The organism is Lactobacillus sp. UMNPBX12, assembly GCF_002553955.1.
GTDB lineage: Bacteria > Bacillota > Bacilli > Lactobacillales > Lactobacillaceae > Lactobacillus > Lactobacillus crispatus.
On the sequence record NZ_PCYY01000006.1, the window covers coordinates 52808 to 73558 of the forward strand.

Annotated in this window: 18 protein-coding genes, 1 tRNA gene and 1 pseudogene; 16 read left to right on the forward strand and 4 right to left on the reverse strand. The window is 37.3% G+C overall.

The window, feature by feature from the left end:
• Nucleotides 1–6: 6 nt before the first annotated feature.
• A complete protein-coding gene (locus CP363_RS03765; protein ID WP_098035861.1) occupies nt 7–855 on the forward strand; it encodes a patatin family protein in 849 nt (282 codons plus the stop codon).
• A 55-nt stretch (nt 856–910) separates the two neighbouring features.
• On the opposite strand, the gene CP363_RS03770 is transcribed toward CP363_RS03765, so the two are convergent.
• Nucleotides 911–1717, reverse strand: coding sequence for a Cof-type HAD-IIB family hydrolase (locus CP363_RS03770; protein ID WP_098035862.1), 807 nt, complete (start codon nt 1715–1717; stop codon nt 911–913).
• 609 nt (nt 1718–2326) lie between these two features.
• Between CP363_RS03770 and CP363_RS03775 the strand changes: the two genes are divergently transcribed.
• From CP363_RS03775 to CP363_RS03815, 9 genes are all read left to right on the forward strand, one after another.
• Nucleotides 2327–4207, forward strand: a complete 1881-nt coding sequence (locus CP363_RS03775) for an alpha-glucoside-specific PTS transporter subunit IIBC (protein ID WP_005724271.1) — start codon at nt 2327–2329, stop codon at nt 4205–4207.
• A gap of 61 nt (nt 4208–4268) precedes the next feature.
• A complete protein-coding gene (locus CP363_RS03780; protein WP_089143544.1) occupies nt 4269–5078 on the forward strand; it encodes a MurR/RpiR family transcriptional regulator in 810 nt (269 codons plus the stop codon).
• A complete protein-coding gene (locus CP363_RS03785; protein ID WP_013086011.1) occupies nt 5065–5562 on the forward strand; it encodes a hypothetical protein in 498 nt (165 codons plus the stop codon). Before CP363_RS03780 ends, CP363_RS03785 begins: the two co-directional genes overlap by 14 nt.
• 20 nt (nt 5563–5582) lie before the next feature.
• The gene (locus CP363_RS03790; RefSeq protein WP_005718553.1) at nt 5583–6068 is read left to right on the forward strand and encodes a PTS glucose transporter subunit IIA; all 486 of its coding nucleotides are present in this window, start codon (nt 5583–5585) and stop codon (nt 6066–6068) included.
• Nucleotides 6069–6186: 118 nt separating this feature from the next.
• Nucleotides 6187–6453: a hypothetical protein gene (locus tag CP363_RS03795; protein WP_005718555.1), complete on the forward strand. Its 267-nt coding sequence runs from the start codon at nt 6187–6189 to the stop codon at nt 6451–6453.
• Between the two features lie 71 nt (nt 6454–6524).
• Entirely contained in the window at nt 6525–7181 is a 657-nt protein-coding gene (locus tag CP363_RS03800; RefSeq protein ID WP_013086012.1) for a nitroreductase, read from the forward strand.
• 102 nt (nt 7182–7283) lie between these two features.
• On the forward strand, nt 7284–8642 hold the full coding sequence (locus CP363_RS03805) for a hemolysin family protein (protein ID WP_035443138.1): 1359 nt from the start codon (nt 7284–7286) through the stop codon (nt 8640–8642).
• Between the two features lie 106 nt (nt 8643–8748).
• On the forward strand, nt 8749–9318 hold the full coding sequence (hpt, locus tag CP363_RS03810) for a hypoxanthine phosphoribosyltransferase (RefSeq protein ID WP_005718562.1): 570 nt from the start codon (nt 8749–8751) through the stop codon (nt 9316–9318).
• A 172-nt stretch (nt 9319–9490) separates the two neighbouring features.
• On the forward strand, nt 9491–11260 hold the full coding sequence (locus CP363_RS03815; protein WP_098035863.1) for an FAD-dependent oxidoreductase: 1770 nt from the start codon (nt 9491–9493) through the stop codon (nt 11258–11260).
• A gap of 79 nt (nt 11261–11339) precedes the next feature.
• Here the strand turns inward: CP363_RS03815 and CP363_RS03820 are convergent.
• Nucleotides 11340–12171: pseudogene (locus CP363_RS03820) on the reverse strand (hypothetical protein).
• Nucleotides 12172–12492: 321 nt separating this feature from the next.
• On the opposite strand from CP363_RS03820, the gene CP363_RS03825 reads away from it, so the two are divergent.
• Nucleotides 12493–14373 (forward strand): flavocytochrome c, encoded by a 1881-nt coding sequence (locus tag CP363_RS03825; RefSeq protein ID WP_098035864.1) that lies wholly within the window; start codon nt 12493–12495, stop codon nt 14371–14373.
• 51 nt (nt 14374–14424) lie between these two features.
• On the opposite strand, the gene CP363_RS03830 is transcribed toward CP363_RS03825, so the two are convergent.
• A complete protein-coding gene (locus tag CP363_RS03830) occupies nt 14425–15726 on the reverse strand; it encodes an APC family permease (RefSeq protein ID WP_005725298.1) in 1302 nt (433 codons plus the stop codon).
• Between the two features lie 108 nt (nt 15727–15834).
• Between CP363_RS03830 and CP363_RS03835 the strand changes: the two genes are divergently transcribed.
• The 4 genes from CP363_RS03835 to CP363_RS03850 all read left to right on the forward strand — a co-directional run bounded on the left by CP363_RS03835 (nt 15835) and on the right by CP363_RS03850 (nt 19227).
• Nucleotides 15835–16542 carry a GH25 family lysozyme gene (locus CP363_RS03835; protein ID WP_098035865.1) on the forward strand — a complete coding sequence of 236 codons (708 nt, stop codon included), beginning with the start codon at nt 15835–15837 and terminating at the stop codon, nt 16540–16542.
• Between the two features lie 2 nt (nt 16543–16544).
• Nucleotides 16545–17780, forward strand: coding sequence for a DEAD/DEAH box helicase (locus CP363_RS03840; RefSeq protein WP_005718576.1), 1236 nt, complete (start codon nt 16545–16547; stop codon nt 17778–17780).
• The gene (locus tag CP363_RS03845; protein ID WP_065988994.1) at nt 17777–19105 is read left to right on the forward strand and encodes a PTS sugar transporter subunit IIC; all 1329 of its coding nucleotides are present in this window, start codon (nt 17777–17779) and stop codon (nt 19103–19105) included. Before CP363_RS03840 ends, CP363_RS03845 begins: the two co-directional genes overlap by 4 nt.
• Before the next feature lie 49 nt (nt 19106–19154).
• Nucleotides 19155–19227 (forward strand) — tRNA-Arg (locus CP363_RS03850).
• A 70-nt stretch (nt 19228–19297) separates the two neighbouring features.
• On the opposite strand, the gene CP363_RS03855 is transcribed toward CP363_RS03850, so the two are convergent.
• On the reverse strand, nt 19298–19486 hold the full coding sequence (locus CP363_RS03855) for a hypothetical protein (RefSeq protein WP_005724266.1): 189 nt from the start codon (nt 19484–19486) through the stop codon (nt 19298–19300).
• Between the two features lie 105 nt (nt 19487–19591).
• Between CP363_RS03855 and wecB the strand changes: the two genes are divergently transcribed.
• Nucleotides 19592–20734: a non-hydrolyzing UDP-N-acetylglucosamine 2-epimerase gene (gene wecB, locus CP363_RS03860; RefSeq protein WP_005724265.1), complete on the forward strand. Its 1143-nt coding sequence runs from the start codon at nt 19592–19594 to the stop codon at nt 20732–20734.
• The last annotated feature ends 17 nt before the right edge of the window (nt 20735–20751 follow it).

Consider the following 20751-nt stretch of genomic DNA (forward strand, 5'->3'; position numbering starts at 1 on the left):
GAAAATATGAAAAGTGGGTTAGTACTTGAAGGTGGAGCAATGCGTGGGCTGTTTACAGCTGGCGTAATTGATGTGTTTTTAGAAAATGACATAACCTTTGATTTAGCAATTGGCGTTTCAGCCGGTGCTGCCTTTGGCGTAAACTTGAAGTCGGAGCAAAAGGGAAGAGTATTGCGCTACAACATGCGCTTTGCGGGGAAACCATATTATGCTAGTTGGAAGTCATGGCGGCGGTCAGGCAATTTGTATGCGGCTAACTTTTGTTACCATATTTTGCCTGATAAGTTGGATGTTTTTGATAAAGAAAAATTTATGACTAATCCAATGGACTTTTGGTGTGTTGCAACTGATGCTGCAACAGGTGAGTCGGTTTATCATCAATTACATGATGCAGGTTATGTTGACTTAGAGTGGATTAGAGCCTCGTCGTCGATTCCATTTTTTGCTCATCCAGTTGCAATTCAAGGGCATTATTACTTTGATGGCGGTGTATCTGATTCAATTCCGTATGATTTTTTAGAGCAGCAAAACTGTGATAAAAAGGTAGTCATTGCTACACAGCCGAAGTCTTATCGCAAAAAGCAGAGTAAGCTCTATCCACTGGAAAAAGTAATTTTAAGGAAATACCCCGCAGTAGTAAAAAAATTGGCTACTAGAGCTGAGGATTATAATGCGGTGCTTGATCAGATGGTAAAAGATGAAGCTGCTGACCAAGCTTTTATTATTCGTCCACCGTTTCCGCTTGAAATTGGCACTTTAGAAACAGATAAAAAAGAGATGCGACGAGTGTATGAGGTCGGACGAGTTGAGGCGGAGAAAGTTTTGCCAGCTTTGCGTGAATATTTGAACAAATAATAAAACAAGTATCTAGGAAAGATTAATCACTTCTCAGATACTTGTTTTAGGTTGATTATAAAAATTTCTCAAAAGCATTGCTGATGCCATCTTCGTCATTTGAAGTGGTAACATAATCAGCATGCTTTTTCGCTTCTTCGGAGCCATTACCCATGCAGACAGTCGTTCCAGCAAAGTCGAACATGGAAATATCATTCCGTTCATCACCAATTGCCATGACTTCATCAGGCTTAATACCTAATTTTTCAGTTAATTCTTTTAATCCGGTTCCTTTATTAACATTAGGATGAAGTAATTCTAGGAAACAATCATCAGCTCGAACAATATAAAGCTCTTGACCAAATTCTTGGCGAATTTTATCCTCCCATTGGTCTAACAACTTAGCTTTAGTGGCAAAACAACCTTTAGCAATTTCAAAATCACTAGGCAATTCATCTGGCTCTCTAATGTATAAAGTCGCACTATTTTCGTAAGCTTGAGTATAAACCATTAAATCAACATCATGATCTCCTGTAATTATTTTTGAATCAGGGGAAACAACGTTAAAAGGTAAATGATGCTCGTTAGCAAAAGCATACATTTTACGATAAAGTCGATTAGAAACTAGATCTTTAGTCATTATCTTGCCATCTGCTGTGCGGGTAATTGCGCCATTAAGAGTGATAGCATATTGATCAGGTCCAATAATTCCTAATTCGTCCATAAAATGTTTTAATCCTGCGATTGGCCGACCAGAACATAAAGCAACTTTTATTCCTTGGTCTAAAGCTGTTTTAACTACCTTTTTTGTACTGGGCAAAATCTTACCTGTTGAATTAAGCAAGGTACCGTCGGTATCAAGTGCAATATATTTGATTGTCATGATAATTCCTCCTGTGCATTTAACTTACCGTTAATTATGCCAGACTTTGTGTTATTTCAGTAAGCAAAGTAGTTCATCTTGGAAAGGAAAAAGGTTTTATCACTTGTTTCGTTTCATGAAATGAAATATATTGCAGAGGATTTTATGTGTATAAATAGAGAATGTCTATAGCATATTTCTTGACATGTTATTTTTGTATGTAAAGTAAATGATTAAACATAGGCGCGACAAGCAAAATAAAGGGGTATAAATATTGGTATATACATCATTGAAGGGCTGAAATAAATTTCAGCGAATGAAATACTATCTTAACTTTATGAAACAATAAGTCATAGTTTTAAAAAGCGCTTACATTAGCTTAAAACTATGGTATAAATAAAAATGTAAGCTAGCTACTAAGATAGAGTTAAGTTCAGAATTTGATATCAACTGGACGTTTTATCTTAAAACATTTTTGAGGAGTAAATATTTGTGTGAAGCACAAATGGCAAAAGTCAATTGTATGAGCACCTTGCGGTTGACTTGATCTGATGAAATAAAGATGTAGATGCAGGTGTAGATGTAAGAATAAGTTATTGATTTAATTTTTTTCTTCAGAGGTAAACGATTATGATGCAGAAAATACAGCGGTTTGGGGCCGCTATGTTCGTCCCAGTTATGCTGTTCTCGTTTGCGGGTATTGTCGTAGCTTTAGGTAGTTTGTTCAATAACCCGACTCTGTTTGGTTCAATTGCCAACCCGGGAACTACATGGAACTCAGTTTGGGACACAATTTCAGCTGGTGGTTGGACAGTATTCAACCAAGAAGGTATTTTGTTTACTGTAGGTTTGCCAATCGGTTTAGCCAACAAGGCTAGAGGTAGAGCAGCCATGGAAGCAGTTATTGCTTACTTGACTTACAACTACTTCATCGGTGCAATGCTTACCCACTGGGGTGCAGCATTTGGTATTCCTAACTTTGACAAGATTCAAATTGTTGCTAACGCTACTAACCACGGTTTAACTAACATTGCTGGTATCAAGACTCTTGACACTAGTATCTTAGGTGCCTTGGTTGTTGCTTTGATTGTTGTATGGCTACACAACAAGTACTTTGACAAGAAGTTGCCAGACTGGCTTGGTACTTTCCAAGGTTCAACTTATGTCTACGCTTTAGCATTCTTCGTAATGATTCCTTTAGCACTCATTACCTGCTGGGGCTGGCCAAAAGTTCAAATGGGTATCACCAGCATGCAACACTTCATCGTAGATAGTGGATTTATCGGTGTTTGGATTTACCAATTCTTGAACCGTGTATTGATTCCTACTGGTCTTCACCACTTGGTATACATTCCATTCCAATTCGGTCCAGCCGTTGTTGCCGGCGGTTTGCAACCATACTGGTTGAAACACCTTGCTGAATACGCTGCAAGTACTAAACCACTTTCACAAATCGCTTCAGTTGAAGGATTCCAACTTTACGGTAACGAAAAGGTATTCTTAGTACCATTTATCTGTCTTGCCTTCTACGCAACTGCTAAGAAGAACAAGAAGAAGCAAACTTCAGCTTTGCTTATCCCAGCTGCTTTAACCTCAGTATTAGCTGGTATTACTGAACCTATCGACTTTACTTATTTGTTTGCTGCTCCAGTTCTTTGGGTAGTTTACTCAGTATTGTCAGCCACGATGAACACAGTTATGTGGGCCTTTGGTTTAAGAGGATTCATGTCAGATGGTGCGATCGGTATCGCTTCAATGAACTGGATTCCACTTTGGCAAAACCACTGGAAGACCTACGTCATGGAATTTATCGTTGGTATTATTTTCGGTATTATCACTTACTTCGTCTTCAAGATCATGATCGAGAAGTTCAACTACATTACTCCAGGTCGTGAAGCCGATGATCAAGATGTTCACCTTCTTTCAAAGAAAGAATACAAGGCTAAGAAAGCTGCAGAAGCTGCTGGTAAGGACGCTAATGACCCTTACATTGAAAGAGCAACTGCTTACCTTGAATTATTAGGTGGTCCTTCAAACATTACAGAATTGAGTTCATGTGCTACTAGATTACGTGTATCTGTTGCCGATCCAAATAAAGTTGCTTCAGATGCCGCATTTAAAGCAAACAAGGCTGTCAATGTCGTACACCACGGTAAGGCTATCCAAGTTATCGTAGGTTTGGACGTACCTCAAGTTCTTGATGAAATGAACACTTTAATGCAACAACAAGGTGGCGACGCTAAGGTATCAACTGAACAAGATAATCCTTATATTGAAAGAGCTACTGGTATCGTTGACTTGCTTGGTGGTGACTCCAACATTCAAGATGTCATTGCTTGCTCAACTAGAGTAAGAACTCATGTCGTTGATCCTAAGAAGGTCGCTCCAGATTCAGAATTCAAGAAGATCGCAGATTCTTACGAAGTACAACATAAAGATAACAACGAGGTTGACATCGTTGTCGGATTGGATGCCGATCAAGTTGTTGATCAAATGAAACAATTGCTATAATCTGAAAGCGCTTGTGTTATCATTAATATATAAATTATATATTGATAAGGGCACAGGTATTATGGCAAATTTGAGATCAATGGTCTATGACAATAGTCATAAATTGAACGATTCTGAAAAACAGATAGTTCAATATGTTCTAAATAATCCGAGAGACTGTAGCAAATTAAGCTTAGCCAAATTAGCTAAAAAGCTTTATGTATCCGAATCCGCAATTTTCCGGTTATGTAAAAAGCTAGGACTAAGTGGCTACAGTGAGCTTAAATTTGATTTGGTTGAATTAGCCGAATCGAAGCAAAAACCAATCAAAATTGAAAATAATTTTGCGCGGGAACTTAGTAAAGTAAATTCAGACGTGTTGAAGTATTTCAAACAACGTGATTTCAATAGCTTGTATCGCGATTTAGATAATGCAGAGACAATTTACATTTACTCTACTGGTTGGCAACAAGAGTTAATCGCACAATATTTGGCTCATGAATTGTTTGTAGTTGGCAAGCATGCAACTGTTTTGCCATCAGCATTAGAGGAGTTAAAAGCTGCGGGACGCTTTGCTCAAAAAGGCGATGTTTTGTTTATTATCTCGTTTACGGGTGATAATAAAACGATCAATGAGGAAATCACTAAGTTGGAACTAGTGAATGATAAATTCAAATATGTTTCGTTCACTAACCTGAAGCAAAATAAATTAGCTTCATTAGTGCAGCACAACATTTATTTTCCAACGATTGCCTTTACTGATGATGCCGACTTTAAGAGCGGGAAGGTTGCCTTTACCCCAGCGTACTTCTTAATTGATTTGGTAATTAGTGAATATGTAGCTTGGCAACAGAGTCAAGGAGAGGATGTAGAGATCAATGTGGGCAATTAGTAAACGAAAAGTTGGCAACTTTATCGATCGAATAACCGAAAGCATGCACTTGGATACTAAGAAGATTTTGACTTGGTATTCATACGTACTTTTCATTGCTCCACTATTGTTTTGGGCGATGATTGCACTACGAAGCGGTGCTTCTGGTCAATCGATTCGGATGATGATTATGAAGCAGCCGATGATTGCGATTAGTACAATCGTTGCTATCGTTGACTTCATACTAGGCTACTATATGTTGTTAAACCACAAGCAGTTTTTAATCAATCGACAGACTTATCGCTTCTTGATGGGAAGTCAGATGATTGCTCAGCTCTTTGTTGGCAACTTGCTTTGCGTAGTATTAGCTATCTTAGGTTTTTATCGAGCAAAAGCTTTGAAGAAAACGCAAGATGGTGTTAGTCGAGTAATAATCGCAATTTCACTTACTGCAGCTGGTTTATTACTCGCAAGCTTTATGTTGATATTATTACTTGAATTTTAGAAATCCAGAGGTTATTAATTATGTTTAATTTCTTTAAGAAAAAGAATAAGGGTATTGAAGTAGATGCGGTAGTTGATGGCGACATTATGCCAATTACTGATGTAAAAGACGATGTCTTCTCAACTAAGATGTTAGGTGATGGCTATGCTATCAAGCCTAAGGATAATCATATCTATGCACCAGTTGATGGTAGTATTTCCACACTTTTCCCAACTAAACATGCTATTGGTATCACGAATGACCAAGGTATTGAGTTTTTGATTCACTTGGGTCTTGATACTGTTGAACTAAAAGGTGCTCCGTTTACAGTGAATGTTAGTCAAGGCGATAAAGTTAAGAAAGGTCAACCCTTAGCCACAATGGATTTCCAAATGATTACAGACAAGGGATACGATGACAGCTGCATCGTTGTCTACACCAACATGGACCTGATTAAGTCAGTTACTCCGATTGAAAAAGGCAGTGTTGAACATTCCCAAAAAGTACAAACTATCGAACTTAAATAGTCAACTTTCCCCTCTCTCATGTAAAAATTTAACGACTATTTCTATAGTTTTCGGCTTAGCTTCTACGTTGAAGCTAAGCTTTTTCTGTTAGAATGTTAATTAAGAAAGAAGGGCATTTATGAAAAGATATCGACCGAACACTAAGGCAGTCATTGTGGGTATAGTTTTGATGTTAATTGGTATAGCATGCTGGGTAATTAAGGCATCATTTATTCCTAAGGGAGCAGACTTCTTGTTTCCGATTGGCTTACTTGTGATTTGTCTTGGCGGATTAACTTTAACCATTACTGCGTTTATTGCTATGCGAAAAAATGATCTTGCAATGAGTGCTTATTTAAAAAAACAGGCAGCAGAAAAGAAAAAGCAAGAAAAGAGCAATAATTAAGCTTTTTAACAGTTTTTTACTATAATAAAATATAGATTGTTATTATATAAGCAAAAAGGAATTGAGGAAAAATGAATTTTAAGGATGTTTATGAAAAGGAACATGTAACGCGGAAGTTTACTAATAGAAAATTACAAGAAAAAACAATTGCTGGAATCGTTAAAATGGCACAGCAATCACCTTCATTGCTTAATTCTCAGCCATGGCGTGCATATGTTTTGATGGGGGATGCTTTAAGCAAGTTTAAGGCTGCTTCAGCTAAAAAGATTGATGATAAAGAAGCTGCACATGAAGATTTTGCTTCAATGCTATCACTAGACTGGGATACTTATCCAAGTCGTAATATGGCTACGATGGGTGCATCCCAAAGTTTCTTTTTCAGAAATAAGCTTCAATTATTTAATGATGCGAATAAAACAATGTTCAATGCACCAGCAATTATCTTTTTAACGGTTCCGAAGAAATCTCCAGCTTGGTCCGTTTTTGACTTAGGAATTTTTGCACAAAGTATCATGCTTTTAGCCATTAACCGTGGCTTAGGTGTGATGCCAGCTCACTCAATGGTTTCATACCCAGAATTGGTTAGAGAATATGCCCAAATTCCAGATGATGAAGCTGTCGGAATGGCAATTGCAGTTGGCTATATCGACAAGAATGCTGAAATTAATGATCCTAAATTTATTCCAAAGCGTGTACCGTTTAATGAAATTTACAAGGTGGTCGAATAAATTACAAAAAACCGTTATCCCTTGTGTAAAACTGCACTATTTTAGGCAAGAAATGGTAAAATAGGTTTTAGTAATATATTTGTAAAAAAAGGTGATAATACTTTGAGTCCAGCTCAAATAGTAACTAATTTAGTTGCAACATTATTAATATTTATCGTTGCATCATTCTTTGTTGCTGCGGAATTTGCGTTAGTTCAAACTAGACCAAGTCAGCTCGAAGATATGCTTGCTAAGGGTCAAGGAAATAAGAAAAAGTTGCGTCGTGCTTTGCATATGACGCACAACTTGAATGAGTATTTGTCAACTACTCAGGTTGGTACCACTTTGGTTGGTGTAGTCTTGGGTTGGTTCTCGGCTGATACATTCGCAACCATCTTGGAAGATCTTTTCCATTTGACGCCAATGAATGAATCACTCATCAAGTCAGTTAGTGCAATCTTAGGCGTAGTTTTATTAACTTATTTGGAAGTTGTCTTAACTGAAGTTGTGCCTAAGAATATTGCGATTGACAAGCCAGTACCGATGATGATGGGGATCGTTACGCCACTTCATATTTTCCATACGATTGTTTATCCATTCGTTTGGCTATTAAATACTAGCTCCAATGGAATCTTAAAATTGATGGGCTTTACTCCAGCTGATGAAGAAAATGAAGTTTATTCACAATCTGAAATCATCAAGTTGTCACGTAATGCGGTTCATGGTGGTTCGCTTGATAAAGAAGACTTAACTTATATGGAAAGAGCCTTCGAATTAAACGATAAGGTTGCTAAGGACATCATGACTGACAGAACAAGATTGTCAGTACTTGATTCAACTGATACAATTGCCTATGCCTTGAAAAAATACTTGGAAGAAGGCTACAGTCGTTTTCCAGTTGTGCGTGATAATGATAAAGATGACGTTGTGGGTTATGTTTATGCGTACGACATTGTGCAACAAAGCCAAATTGATGGCAACGTACCAGTAACAAGAATTATTAGAACTATTATCACGGTACCTGAATCAATGCCAATTCAAGATATCTTGCACTTGATGATTTCTAAGCACACACCAATTGTCTTAGTAGTTGACGAATATGGTGGTACTAGTGGGATCGTTACTGATAAGGATATTTATGAAGAGCTTTTCGGTTCTGTTAAGGATGAAATTGATGATGTTTCAGATGATTACATTATCAAGGACAAGGATGGTCAAGTTCATGTTTCAGGTAAGACGACTTTATATGACTTTGAGCGTTTCTTCCATACAGATCTGAAGGCCTTTCAAGATAGCGATATTATTACCATTGGTGGTTACATGATGGAACATTATCCTAACTTGAAAAAGGGTGAATCAATTGAACTTGAAGGATATAAGTTTACCTTAGACAGTATCGAACAAGGCTTTATGCGCTGGTTTATCGTTGAACCGATTAAGGATAAAGATCAAAAAGACGATCAATCAAAGTATGAAAATTAGAGATTATTCAGAGGAAGCGTTGAAAATGACGCTTTTTTTGTTTAAAGATGTTATAATTCTTTTTATTAGGAATAATATATGTAAATTGAATTGAAGGGTAGATTAAATGGCAAAAGGCGACAATATTGACCAAATTATAGATCACAAATTATTCACAGAAGATGACATTCATGAGATGTGCGTCCGTTTAGGTAAGCAATTAACTGAGGACTATGCTGGTAAAAAGCCGGTAGTTGTTGGGGCTTTGAAGGGTGCAATTTACTTCTTGACTGACTTAACTCGACAAATGGACGTAGCACATCAACTGGATTTTCTCGATGTTTCTAGTTATGGTGATGGCTTTGAGTCAACTGGTAAGGTCAAGATAGTATCAGATTTGGTAACTGACGTGAAGGATCGCGATGTTTTAATTGTCGAAGATATCGTTGATACGGGTTTAACTTTGAAATTCATGAAAGAACACATTATGGCACGTGGCGCTAAGAGCGTTAAGTGTTGTGCAATGCTAAATAAGGAAGCCAGAAGAACTACCGATGTTGAATTAGAATATTATGGTTCAAAGGTTGGCAATGAATTCGTAGTGGGTTATGGTTTGGACTTTTTAAATATGTATCGTAACCTTCCTTATGTTGGGGTATTGAAGCCAGAAGTTATTCAACATTACGCTAATAAATAAGGATGAAAATTAGATAAAGAATCAAGCGAGTGAGAATGATCACTCGCTTTTATTTACTGCTTTTGATAAAAAAATTCTATTAAAATATCAAATTAAATTTATTTTTTAGATTTAATATTGTGGTTATAATGTAGGCGGTTTAGTAAAAAGAACAAGTAAAGGAGTAGTTTTTATGACCAAACAAACTATTAAAGCTCAAGCAGATGGTCGCAATGGTCAAATTGATTTTGAGATTGATTTAGAAAACAATAAAATTAGCGATGTCAAAGTAACCAAGAATTCGGAAACTCCTGCAATTTTTAATCAAGCTTTTGGTAAATTAAAGAAAAATATTATTGATAATCAAAGTTTTGACGTGGACGCTGTTTCTGGGGCATCATTGATGACTCAAGCAATGCTAGATTCTGGTAAAAAAGCATTAGCCGAAAATAACATTGCTCTTGACGGAAAAAAGCCAGAAGTCGTACATGAAGAAAGGCAACTAAATGTTGATGTGGCTGTAATTGGCTCCGGTATGGCCGGGTTAATGGCGGCAAGTCGTGCTCTTTCGATGGGTAAAAAAGTAGTTGTACTTGAAAAAAATGGCTATTTAGGTGGAGCAACTATTTTAAATGGCTCAAATGTTGTAGGAACTGGCTCTAAAGTTTCTGCAGAATTATTTGGTGAAACGGCAAAGAAGGATTCGCCAAATAGACTAGTTCAAGATATTACTCGTGAATGCCGCGGTACCAATTATCCAATGTTGTCAAAGTTATTAGCTAACAATATTGGTAGGGCCGTAGACTTTATTACTGAATTTGCAAATTTGACTTATCAAAAAGCGGAAACCCAAACAGTTGAACATAGTGTAAATCGTCAAATTGAAATGCCTAGTGAAAGCTCATATGAATTAGTGACTAAGGTGGCTGAGGCATTTGAAAAAAAAGGCGGACAAATTATCTTAGATGCCCGTGTTGAAAAGTTGAATAAAGATAAGGCTGGCAAACTGGTATCTTTAACCGCTGAAGGCAAGCACCAGACAATTAATGTCAATTTCAAGTCACTTGTTTTAGCTGCTGGTGGTTGGGGTGCACGTGATTATCAGGCTCATAAGACTGATATTCCATATTATGGTCCAATGACTTCAACCGGTGATTATTTTGATTTTGCCAAAAATATGAATTTGGTTACTCGTAACTTAGACTGGTATAAGGTATATCCACATGGATTGGAAGTTGAACCTGGTATTGCTAAGCTAACAACTTATTCAACTAAAGAAGCGACCGATATGGGGGCTATTTTTGTTAATACTGATGGTAAGAGAATAGTTAACGAATCTGCACCTTATACGCATTTTAGGGATGCGATTGCCGAACAAAAGGGTAAGGTAGCTTACATTGTCATGGATCAAAGAACCTGGGACCGTTTCTATGAATTAATGCTTAAGTATGGCTTTACCAAAGAAGAAGTTCAATCATTCTTTGATTTGGATGGCGAGAAGAGTCCAGTTCTGGTCAAAGGCGACTTGAAGACCGTGGCAGAAAAAGCAGGTATTGATTATCAAACGCTAAAGGAAACTGTTGATAACTATACTGAAGATGTTAAAGCAGATTATGATCCTGAGTTTGGTAGAGACAAGAAGTTTATGCATGAGTTCGAAGGCGATACATATTATATAATTGAACAAAAACTTCTGTTCTGCACAACTTTGGGTGGATATGAAACTACTGATCAAATGCAGCTTCTTGACAATGATATGAATCCCGTAAGTAACTTCTATGCTGCAGGAGAAATTGTTGGTGGTGCTAATGGTCATGATTCAATGCCAAGTATGATGAATTCCTGGAGCTATGCTTCTGGTTTTGTTGCAGGTACGACTGCTGCGGATAATACCAATTATAATTATTCTACTGTTTCAAATGAACAAGAAGCAGATGCTGTATCAGGCGCCTCTGAAGCTTAATTTAAATACTGAAACTTGAAAGCATCAAAATCAAGCTCAAGCCCTGTCACTATTGAGCTTTTCTAGACGTAATTAGTTTTTATATGATCTGTTTCAGTGCAATTTGTATGAATCGTGGCAGTTGGTTAATAAAGTCATTGATTACTTCATCTATCTTTTCAAAACTATTCTGTTTAAGCTCTTTTAATTCTGAAATTAAGTAGACCAATGCATCTACGAATCTAATATCAGGTAAGGATTCGTTCATTAGATAGAATAAATCTCCGATTGTCTTATCATCTGTATTTTGTCTTTCCTGCCAGGCCAATAGATCATAAGTTATTGCTGTAACTGCGATATAGCCACATTGGCCGTCATAGCTTTGAGCTTGAGATTTATCTAGAGTAAGATATTGCTTAGACGTCTTAAAATATGTTTTAATTTGCCATCCACGGCCATAAAGTTGGACGATTTCTTCAGGTCTAAGCTTTGTCTGAGTAGTAGCTAAAACCAAATACTTGTTCTTGTTTCCACGGTTTGAGACAAAGACGAGCTTTAATAAAAAGCTATGTCCATGATATTGAGCCTCAACTATGCTTGAATAAAGATAATGTTTCTTTTTACGGATGTTTGAAGCAGCCAATGAGCCGAGCTGCAATCAAGCATAATAGTTTTTGCCAGTTGATTCTGCCATCGTTAAGTACATTGCGAGCAGTTCTAACGGAAAAACGCTTGTCACTCTTAGCTCTGAATAAGGAAAGCCGAGCAAAGTGTACTGACATCAACCAAGAGATGATCATGGTTAATGAAACGGTAGATTTACGCTTAAAGTTGACTTGTTTAGTTAACTTAGCTAGACCGATTAGTTTGATAAATGAAGAAATTAAGGATTTAGTATCGTTTTCTGTGTCGATTTGTTCTATACTGTTCATTGCGTAGGATTTTCAGGTTGACATTTAAAGTATAACGCAGAGAGATCCTGCGTTTTTATTTTGATAAGAAAAAGCCAAGAGGCGCGGGGAAGGAGCGTTAATCTTAGCTTTCAAGTTTCAGTTTATTAATTAAAGCATGCAATTAAAAAGTTTAATGTGGATAACTATTTGCATTAAGCTTTTTTTATTTGGAGAACGAAACATAGTTATTTCATAACAATTTTGTTATGAAAGTATAGTGAAATTGATATTTGATACATCAACAGATGACGCACTAATATTAACTTGTGGATAAAATTAAACTTATTAGAGGTGTAAGCAATGAAGTCAGGAAAATATCAAGTAAAAGCTAAAGGTCATGGTTCCGAATCAATGCCAATGGAAGTTGACATTGATGGCGATAAAGTTACTTCAATCAAAGTAGATTCATCAGGTGAAACTAAGGGAGTAGCCGATGAAGTATTTAGACGTTTGCCTAAAACAATTGTGGAAAATCAAACTTTAAACGTTGATGCGGTCAGTGGCGCGACTATTTCCAGTCATGGTGTGATTGATGGCGTAGCCGAAGCAATTGATGAAGCAGGCGGCGATTCAACCGAATGGAAAAACCGTGAAAAGCCCGCTGCTACAAAGGTAGAAGATGAAGAAATTACTGTTGATGTAGCTGTAGTTGGTGCAGGTGGCGCTGGTCTAGCAGCTGCAGTTCGCTCAATTCAACATGGTGAAAGGGTGGCTGTTCTTGAAAAGTATCCACAGATCGGTGGTAATACTAGCCGTGCTGGTGGTCCAATGAATGCGGCTGAACCAGAATGGCAAAGTAAATTTAAGGCTCTTCCTGGTGAAAAACAGACTTTAGAAGACTTGGCTAATACGCCAATTGAACAAATTGATTTAGAATACCGCTTTGATTTTGAAAGATTACAAAGACAAATCAAAGAATATATTGATTCTGGTACAGATTATTTATTTGATTCGACTTTACTCCATGAAATTCAAACTTATTTAGGTGGTAAAAGGACGGATTTAAAAGGTAACGAAATTCATGGTAAATATGCTTTGGTACATGAATTGGTAACTAATGCTTTAAATTCTGTTAAATGGCTCCAAGATTTGGGTGTTAAGTTTGATAATTCTCAAGTTACAGAGCCAGTTGGTGGTTTGTGGCGCAGAGGTCATAAGCCAGTAGAGCCATTAGGTTATGCCTTTATTCATGTTTTGGGTGATTGGATAAGAGAGCATGGTGTCGATCCATATCTTGAAACTCGTGTTGAAAAACTAATTATTGAAGATGGCAAAGTACGCGGTGTAATTGCAACACGCGCTGACAGTAGTACTTTGACTGTGCATGCTAAGGCAGTAATTTTAACGGCAGGTGGCTTTGGTGCCAGTACTAAGATGGTTCAAAAATACAATACCTATTGGCCAAACATTGCAGACGATAGTACAACAACTAATTCACCTGCAATTACTGGCGATGGGATTAACTTAGGTCTTGAAGCTGGTGCAGACTTATTCGGTATGGGCTTTATCCAATTAATGCCAGTAGCTGATCCAAAGACCGGTGAGCTTTTCACTGGTGTTGTAACTCCGCCTGCTAACTATATTATGGTTAACAAAAAGGGTAAGAGGTTTGTTAATGAATTTGCGGAACGGGATGTTTTGGCTAAGGCAGTTATCGAAAATGGTGGTTTGATTTATCAAATTGCGGACGATAAGATTAAGGACACTGCTTACAATACAACCCAAGAGTCACTTGATGCGCAAGTTAAGGCTGGAACCTTGTTTAGAGCTGATACGCTTGAAGATTTGGCAAAACAAATTGGAATGAATCCAGCAGTTTTGGTTAAAACTATCCAGGATTATAATTCTTACGTTGATTGTGGCGAGGATCCAGACTTCCATAAGAATGTATTAGGCCTCAAATGTGAAGTTGCACCATTCTATGCTACTCCGAGAAAGCCTGCTATTCACCACACTATGGGCGGCTTAGTAATTGATACTAAGGCACATGTTTTGAATAAAGATGGTCAAATTATTGATGGCCTATATTCTGCTGGTGAAAATGCTGGTGGCATTCATGCTGGTAATCGTTTGGGTGGTAACTCCTTGGCAGATATTTTCACTTTTGGTCGAATTGCTGCCAATACTGCCTATGAAGATCATCAAGAAAATGATGCAACTAGCGGTGCTTCACAACATTAATAAATATATTTACTTAAACAAAAAGTCGCCCAAAATCGGCGGCTTTTTTCGTTAATTATTTTTCTTTTGCATGTAATAGTAAATTGGCAGTCCTAACAATGTTAAACCAATACCAATAATTGAAAGAACAAATTGATTGATAATTGTTGAGACAACGATGAAGATACCACCGATCACGGAAATAATTGGAATGATCGGATACCATGGAACCTTAAATGGACGTTTTAATTCTGGCTCACGCTTTCTCAAAATTATTACGGCAACTGACAACATTGTGTTGAAAGTCCACATAACGAAGACTAGCATGTCAGTTAAAACAGTAAAATTACCTAGTAGAATCATGACAATTGCAATAGCATCAACAATAAACGCGCCAACTACTGGGACACCGGTATGGATATTAGCCTTGCCAATTTTATTGGAGAATGGCAATAAATTGTCTTGAGCCAAGATATAAGGCGTGCGCATCCCTGTCAGCATGAATGCGTTAACCGCACCGTAAACAGAAATTAAAATTCCCACAGTGACTAGTTTTCCACCAAATTGACCAAACAATTTCATTGAAGCTTGAAACGCGGCATTATTGTTATTAGTTAATTGATCAATAGGTAAAACGGTCATGAAAGTATAATTGATTAAAACATAAATCAATGTAATTGCTGAAAGACCTAAAATAATTGCCCGTGAAAGGTCTTTTTCTGGATTTTTGACTTCGTTAGCCAAATTAGTCACTACAATCCAGCCTTCGAAGGCGAATAACGCAGAAAGTAACCCTTGACTAATGGCGGTTGGAAATGAATGTCCAGTGCCGACTGTTAACGGAATAATTGGTGCAGGTATTTTGGCAGGGTTAAATAATCCCCAAATAATAATTAAAGCAATTGGAATGATTTTTAGGATAGTGATGACCGACTGCATTTTGCTAGAAAATTTAGTTCCGATTAGATTAATTCCTAAGAGAAAAAGCACTAGCAAGATAGCTATTAGGTTAGAATACCTCGCCTTAATTCCAAATAAGGAGACAAACTGAACGCCAAAAATTGAGCTTAGGGCACCAATTTGAGCTGGAAAATAAACAATCATTTGTGCCCAGCCAAAAAGAAAACCCCACACGCGGCCATAAGTGTAATCAAGATACTTAATGGCACCATTAATTTTTAAGCTGGCGGCAATTTCTGAAATGGTCAAACCTGATGCAATTGAAATGATCCCAGCTAAAATCCATACAAACAGGGTCATTGAAGTGCTGCCAGTTTGTGCAGTAATTGTTCCGATCTTGAAAAATACGCCAGCTCCGATGACAGAACCGACTACGGTAGCCAATGCTTGGCCGAATGAGATTTGTCGTTTCATATTTATTTGTTGCCCTTCGTTTACATTATTTAAATTTTAGCACATCGACTAGAAATTTTTGTATTGATAGGCTTTTCGGTTAAAATAATTAAGGGAGGAATTTAGCCGATGAAAAGATTTCAGCATAAGTATACTTTGCCAGCGATTTTGACTTTATTAATTCTGGCGATTGCATTTCTTTTGATTGGCTTTTTCAATTTTAAGCGGCAAACAACTTTACCGCCAGATGCTAATTCAAGTGCGATTGGGATTGAGTTAAATCAAGATATTGACTATGTTGATTTACATAAATTGCAATCTAATGGCGTTTCCTTTATATATTTGAAAGCAACCCAAGGCAGATCATATTTTGATGAAAACTATCTGTCTTATCGCGACCAAATTTTAGGAACGAACTTGGCATTTGGTAGTGAGATTTCCTATAGCAATGAATCGACTCCGATGCAGCATTACCGCTACTTTTTTAAGCAAGTAGGACAAAATACGGGCTCGCTGCCAATTCTAATTGTACCGGCAGTGACTACTCGTTCAGCGAGATATTTGCGGTCAATGGGGCAGTTTGCGGCTTTATTGCAAGCAGCTGGCAAAAGAGTCATGGTGAAAGTTGATCATAAATATCAACATTACTTTAATCCGCAAACGTTATTTATGTCATCAAACAGTAAGGCACCGAATAAATTAAAGTATTCATTTTGGTGCTACACTACTAACGGACGCGTAAGGAATGTTTCAGGCTTAGAAAGCCAGGTAACGATGTACGCGTATAACGGGACCGTTGGTCAATATAAGCAAAAGTATGGGCAATTAACACAGTAATAATGTATCAAGAAAAAATCAAACAAGTTTTAATTAGAGAACACAAGGACCAGCCAACTTTAATTCAAAAAGAAAGCTATGATGCCATTCGCAATGGTGCGAGCCTGGTTGGATTGGCTAAGACAGGTACGGGTAAGACATTGGCTTATGCACTTCCTAGTTTGGAAAAAGCACAGCCAGGTAATGCTAACAGCGTGGTAATTATTGCGCCAACGACTGAATTAGCTGTACAAATTCGTCATGCAATTAATCCTTACATCCACGCTTTAGGATTAAAAGGCGTCAGCTTGGTTGGTGCTGGCAATAGAAAGAGACAAGAAGACAATCTGAAGAAAAAGCATCCTGAAGTGGTCGTAGCTACACCAGGCCGTTTTTTTGACTTCTTCTCAAGTGGTCGAATTAAAGTAAACCAGATCAAGACTTTGATTATTGATGAAGCCGATGATATTTTAGAATTTACTAAAATGGAATTGTTATCAGCATTAGGGCAAAATCTGGGTCCAGACAGTCAAATCTTATTATTTGGAGCAACCGATTCTGAGATTACACGGGATGCGGAACAAGTTTTTAACCGTCATTTCTTGTTAGTAGATGTCAGAAATGAACAAGCTTCAGCGACTAAACATTATTTTTTGCAAGTAGACAATCAACACAAGATTGAATTTTTGCAGCGAATGACTAAGTTGGATCACTTTAAGGGAATTTTGTTCTTTGATTCAAATAAAACGATGATGCGCTTTGCTGGTATTTTTGGGCATACTAAGACTAAGTTCGAATTATTAGCTAATGAATTTGGTAAAGAACGCCGTGAAAAAGCCTTAAATGACCTAGCTACTGGTAAGACGAAATTGCTGCTAGCAACGGATTTGGCTGCGCGTGGGTTGGACATTCCAGGCCTTACCTATGTGATTAATTTTGATATTCCGAGCGAGACTAATACTTACATGCACCGGGCAGGAAGAACAGGTCGAATGAACGCTGAAGGTTATGTGGTTACCTTAGGCGATGATCACGATTTTCGTGATTTGAAGAAATTATTGGCAGATCAATTACAAATAGAGCGTGTCTACTTTGCAGGCTATCATTTAACAACTGAAAAGCCTAAACTCAAGAAGGAAAAGAAGCAGGCTAAAGAGCAGCCCATTAAGACTTCGACTAAGAAAAATAAAACTAAAAAACGCAAGAAACGTAATAAGAACAAGGGATATCATCCACATTACTTGAAAGGAAAGAAATGATTCGTTTAGTTAGATGGCTAGAGGACTATGTTTTGCCGCTAGCTAGTAGATGGGGTCAGATAAGATGGCTAGTTGCTTTACGGGATGCATTTGTCTCATTAATGCCAATTACAATGGCAGGATCATTAGCAGTTTTAATTAAGAGCTTAATTGAAGCAGCTCATGATCATCTAGGCTGGTATGCCTTTGCTTTTGCGATGCAGCCATTGGTAGCAATCAGTAATTTAGTTTGGCGAGGGACATTTTCATTATTTGCCTTTTTCTTAGCATTGGCTTTAGGCTATCAACTAGCAAAAGCTTTTGAAGGAAATAGACTTGCTGCTTCAATTGTGGCATTATCTTCTTTTGCACTAAGCATTGCCAATATAGCTAAGATTAAATTTCATGGTGATAATGTTACACTGCATAATGCATTTGACATTAGTCAGTTCTCAACTACTGGCCTCTTTACTGCTATTTTGTTTGGCTCATTAGGCTTTTTTATTTATTATGCTTGCTATAAAGCAAGGATTATGTTGCATGTGACATCGAACTTGCCCCATGCTGAACAAGCTGCTTTTGATTCTTTATTACCTGCAATGATTGCAATATTTGGTGTAGGTGGAATTAATTATTTGTTCCAAATTCTTACCGGTAAATATTTTGGAAATTGGTTGCTTACCACAATTCAAACTCCATTAGTAAAGTGGGGACAAGGCTTTGGTACGGTAATTGTCATTACTTTATTAGTGCAGTTATTTTGGTTTTTTGGAATTAATGGTATAGGGGTTCTATCACCAATTTTGGATTCAATTTGGATGACTGCTCAAAATGATAACATCACAGCGATTAGTAATGGAAATATTCCACCATATGTATGGGTACGTGGCTCATTTGATGTCTTTGCCTGGTTTGGCGGTGCTGGTGGAACCTTAATGCTAATTGTGGCGATTTTAATGTTTTCTAAACGCAGTGATTATCGCACAATTGCCAAAATCTCACTAGCTCCAGGAATTTTTAACATTGGCGAACCAATTCTCTTGGGCCTGCCTGTAGTGCTAAATCCAGTGTATCTAATTCCATTTGTATTAGCGCCACTAGTTAATGTTGCCTTTTCTTATTGGGTTAGCATTATGGGATTGGTTAATCCAGTTCAAGTGGCAGTACCTAGCATCATGCCACCAGTTATTGGCCCATTTCTGGCTTGCAATTATGATTGGCGTGCAATTGTTTTAAGCATTTTAAATATGATTGTTGCTTTGCTAATTTGGATGCCTTTTGTTAAAGCAGCTGATAAGATTGCTGATACCAACCATCCGAAAACATTTTTTAATCCACAATTCTAAAAAAAGGTTAACTATTACCACTTTTTTTGGTAAAGTTAATCTTAGGTTTGACCCCGTAGTTCATCTGGATAGAACAATGGTCTCCTAAACCGTAGAGGTGAGTTCGAATCTCACCGGGGTCATAGAAAAAAGCCTGCAAGTATTTAACTTGCAGGCTTTTTACATGCTTTGGTTATCCAAAAGATATCTTTATTATCCTAAGGGTTGAAGCATAATTGCAGTAATTAAGCCCCAAACTAGGAAAACACAGATTAGTGCAGTATAAAGTAAATATTTTCTAGTTTTAGCGGGTCTGTTTTTGTCCATACCAAAAACAAGGCAAAACGTTCCAATCAAAATAATTAAACCAGTTGTAATTAATAATAGTAATGATGAATTCATGCATCGACCAACTTTCAATTTAATACTTCCATTAAAACACAGAAAGCGGGTGCAAGATAGTCTAAAATCAGGTATAGTAAAATAGTTAAGCGGAGGAATTTTTTAATGAGGAAAATTAAGGTAATGACTGTTTTTGGAACGCGTCCAGAGGCAATCAAGATGGCACCACTTGTTTTGAAACTAAAAAAAGATGATCGTTTTGAAGAAGTAACGGTCGTTAGCGCACAACACCGCGAAATGTTGGACCAAGTGCTAGATATTTTTAAAATTAAACCGGATTATGACTTTAATATTATGCACCAAAATCAAACTCTAGAAGAAATTACTTCTAAAGTGATGATTGATTTATCTAAGGTGATCAAAGAAGAGAAACCAGATATTGTCTTGGTTCACGGCGATACGACGACTAGTTTTGCGGCTTCTTTAGCTACTTTTTATCAGCAAACTACATTGGGACATGTGGAGGCAGGTCTGAGAACTTGGAATAAGTATTCACCATATCCTGAAGAAATGAATCGGCAGATGACGGATGATTTAGCCGATTTATATTTTGCACCAACCGAATTGAGTAAGGCTAATTTACTGAAGGAAAATCACCATTCTGATTTTATTTTCGTTACTGGAAATACGGCAATCGATGCTTTAGCACAGACTGTACAACAAGATTATCATCATGAGGTAATGGACGCAATTACTCCTGGTAATAAGGTAATTTTGGTTACTATGCACCGTCGAGAAAATCAAGGTGAGCCAATGCGCCGAGTATTTAAAGTAATGCGGCAAGTAATTGATTCGCATCCTGATGTAGAAATTATTTATCCAGTTCACTTATCTCCACGAGTACAAAAAGTGGCTAATGAAGTGCTTGGTGGTGATCCAAGGATTCATTTGATTGAGCCGCTTGATGTAGTAGATTTCCATAACTTAGCTAAACGTTCATACTTTATCATGACTGATTCAGGTGGCGTACAAGAAGAAGCTCCTAGTTTAGGTAAACCAGTTTTGGTTTTACGTGATACGACGGAACGTCCTGAAGGCGTAAAGGCCGGTACCTTGAAGTTAGTTGGAACTGAAGTCGACAAGGTGCGTGAAGAAATGCTAGCTTTGTTAGAAAACAAAAACGAATATGATCGGATGGCTAATGCCAAAAATCCATATGGAGATGGACATGCAGCTGATCGAATTATGGATGATATTTATTATTACTTTAATCAAGATAGTGAAAGTAAACCAAAAGATTTTGAGTAAAAAAATAAAGAGACAGT

What these genes read in the sequence shown, in the direction of transcription:
- CP363_RS03830 (WP_005725298.1), bottom strand. Translation starts at nt 15,726, where the DNA reads ATGAAACGACAAATCTCATTCGGCCAAGCATTGGCTACCGTAGTCGGT.
- CP363_RS03795 (WP_005718555.1), top strand. Translation starts at nt 6,187, where the DNA reads ATGAAAAGATATCGACCGAACACTAAGGCAGTCATTGTGGGTATAGTT.
- CP363_RS03770 (WP_098035862.1), bottom strand. Translation starts at nt 1,717, where the DNA reads ATGACAATCAAATATATTGCACTTGATACCGACGGTACCTTGCTTAAT.
- hpt (WP_005718562.1), top strand. Translation starts at nt 8,749, where the DNA reads ATGGCAAAAGGCGACAATATTGACCAAATTATAGATCACAAATTATTC.
- CP363_RS03790 (WP_005718553.1), top strand. Translation starts at nt 5,583, where the DNA reads ATGTTTAATTTCTTTAAGAAAAAGAATAAGGGTATTGAAGTAGATGCG.
- CP363_RS03765 (WP_098035861.1), top strand. Translation starts at nt 7, where the DNA reads ATGAAAAGTGGGTTAGTACTTGAAGGTGGAGCAATGCGTGGGCTGTTT.
- CP363_RS03815 (WP_098035863.1), top strand. Translation starts at nt 9,491, where the DNA reads ATGACCAAACAAACTATTAAAGCTCAAGCAGATGGTCGCAATGGTCAA.
- CP363_RS03800 (WP_013086012.1), top strand. Translation starts at nt 6,525, where the DNA reads ATGAATTTTAAGGATGTTTATGAAAAGGAACATGTAACGCGGAAGTTT.
- CP363_RS03780 (WP_089143544.1), top strand. Translation starts at nt 4,269, where the DNA reads ATGGCAAATTTGAGATCAATGGTCTATGACAATAGTCATAAATTGAAC.
- CP363_RS03825 (WP_098035864.1), top strand. Translation starts at nt 12,493, where the DNA reads ATGAAGTCAGGAAAATATCAAGTAAAAGCTAAAGGTCATGGTTCCGAA.
- CP363_RS03835 (WP_098035865.1), top strand. Translation starts at nt 15,835, where the DNA reads ATGAAAAGATTTCAGCATAAGTATACTTTGCCAGCGATTTTGACTTTA.
- CP363_RS03855 (WP_005724266.1), bottom strand. Translation starts at nt 19,486, where the DNA reads ATGAATTCATCATTACTATTATTAATTACAACTGGTTTAATTATTTTG.
- CP363_RS03840 (WP_005718576.1), top strand. Translation starts at nt 16,545, where the DNA reads ATGTATCAAGAAAAAATCAAACAAGTTTTAATTAGAGAACACAAGGAC.
- CP363_RS03845 (WP_065988994.1), top strand. Translation starts at nt 17,777, where the DNA reads ATGATTCGTTTAGTTAGATGGCTAGAGGACTATGTTTTGCCGCTAGCT.
- CP363_RS03775 (WP_005724271.1), top strand. Translation starts at nt 2,327, where the DNA reads ATGATGCAGAAAATACAGCGGTTTGGGGCCGCTATGTTCGTCCCAGTT.
- CP363_RS03785 (WP_013086011.1), top strand. Translation starts at nt 5,065, where the DNA reads ATGTGGGCAATTAGTAAACGAAAAGTTGGCAACTTTATCGATCGAATA.
- wecB (WP_005724265.1), top strand. Translation starts at nt 19,592, where the DNA reads ATGAGGAAAATTAAGGTAATGACTGTTTTTGGAACGCGTCCAGAGGCA.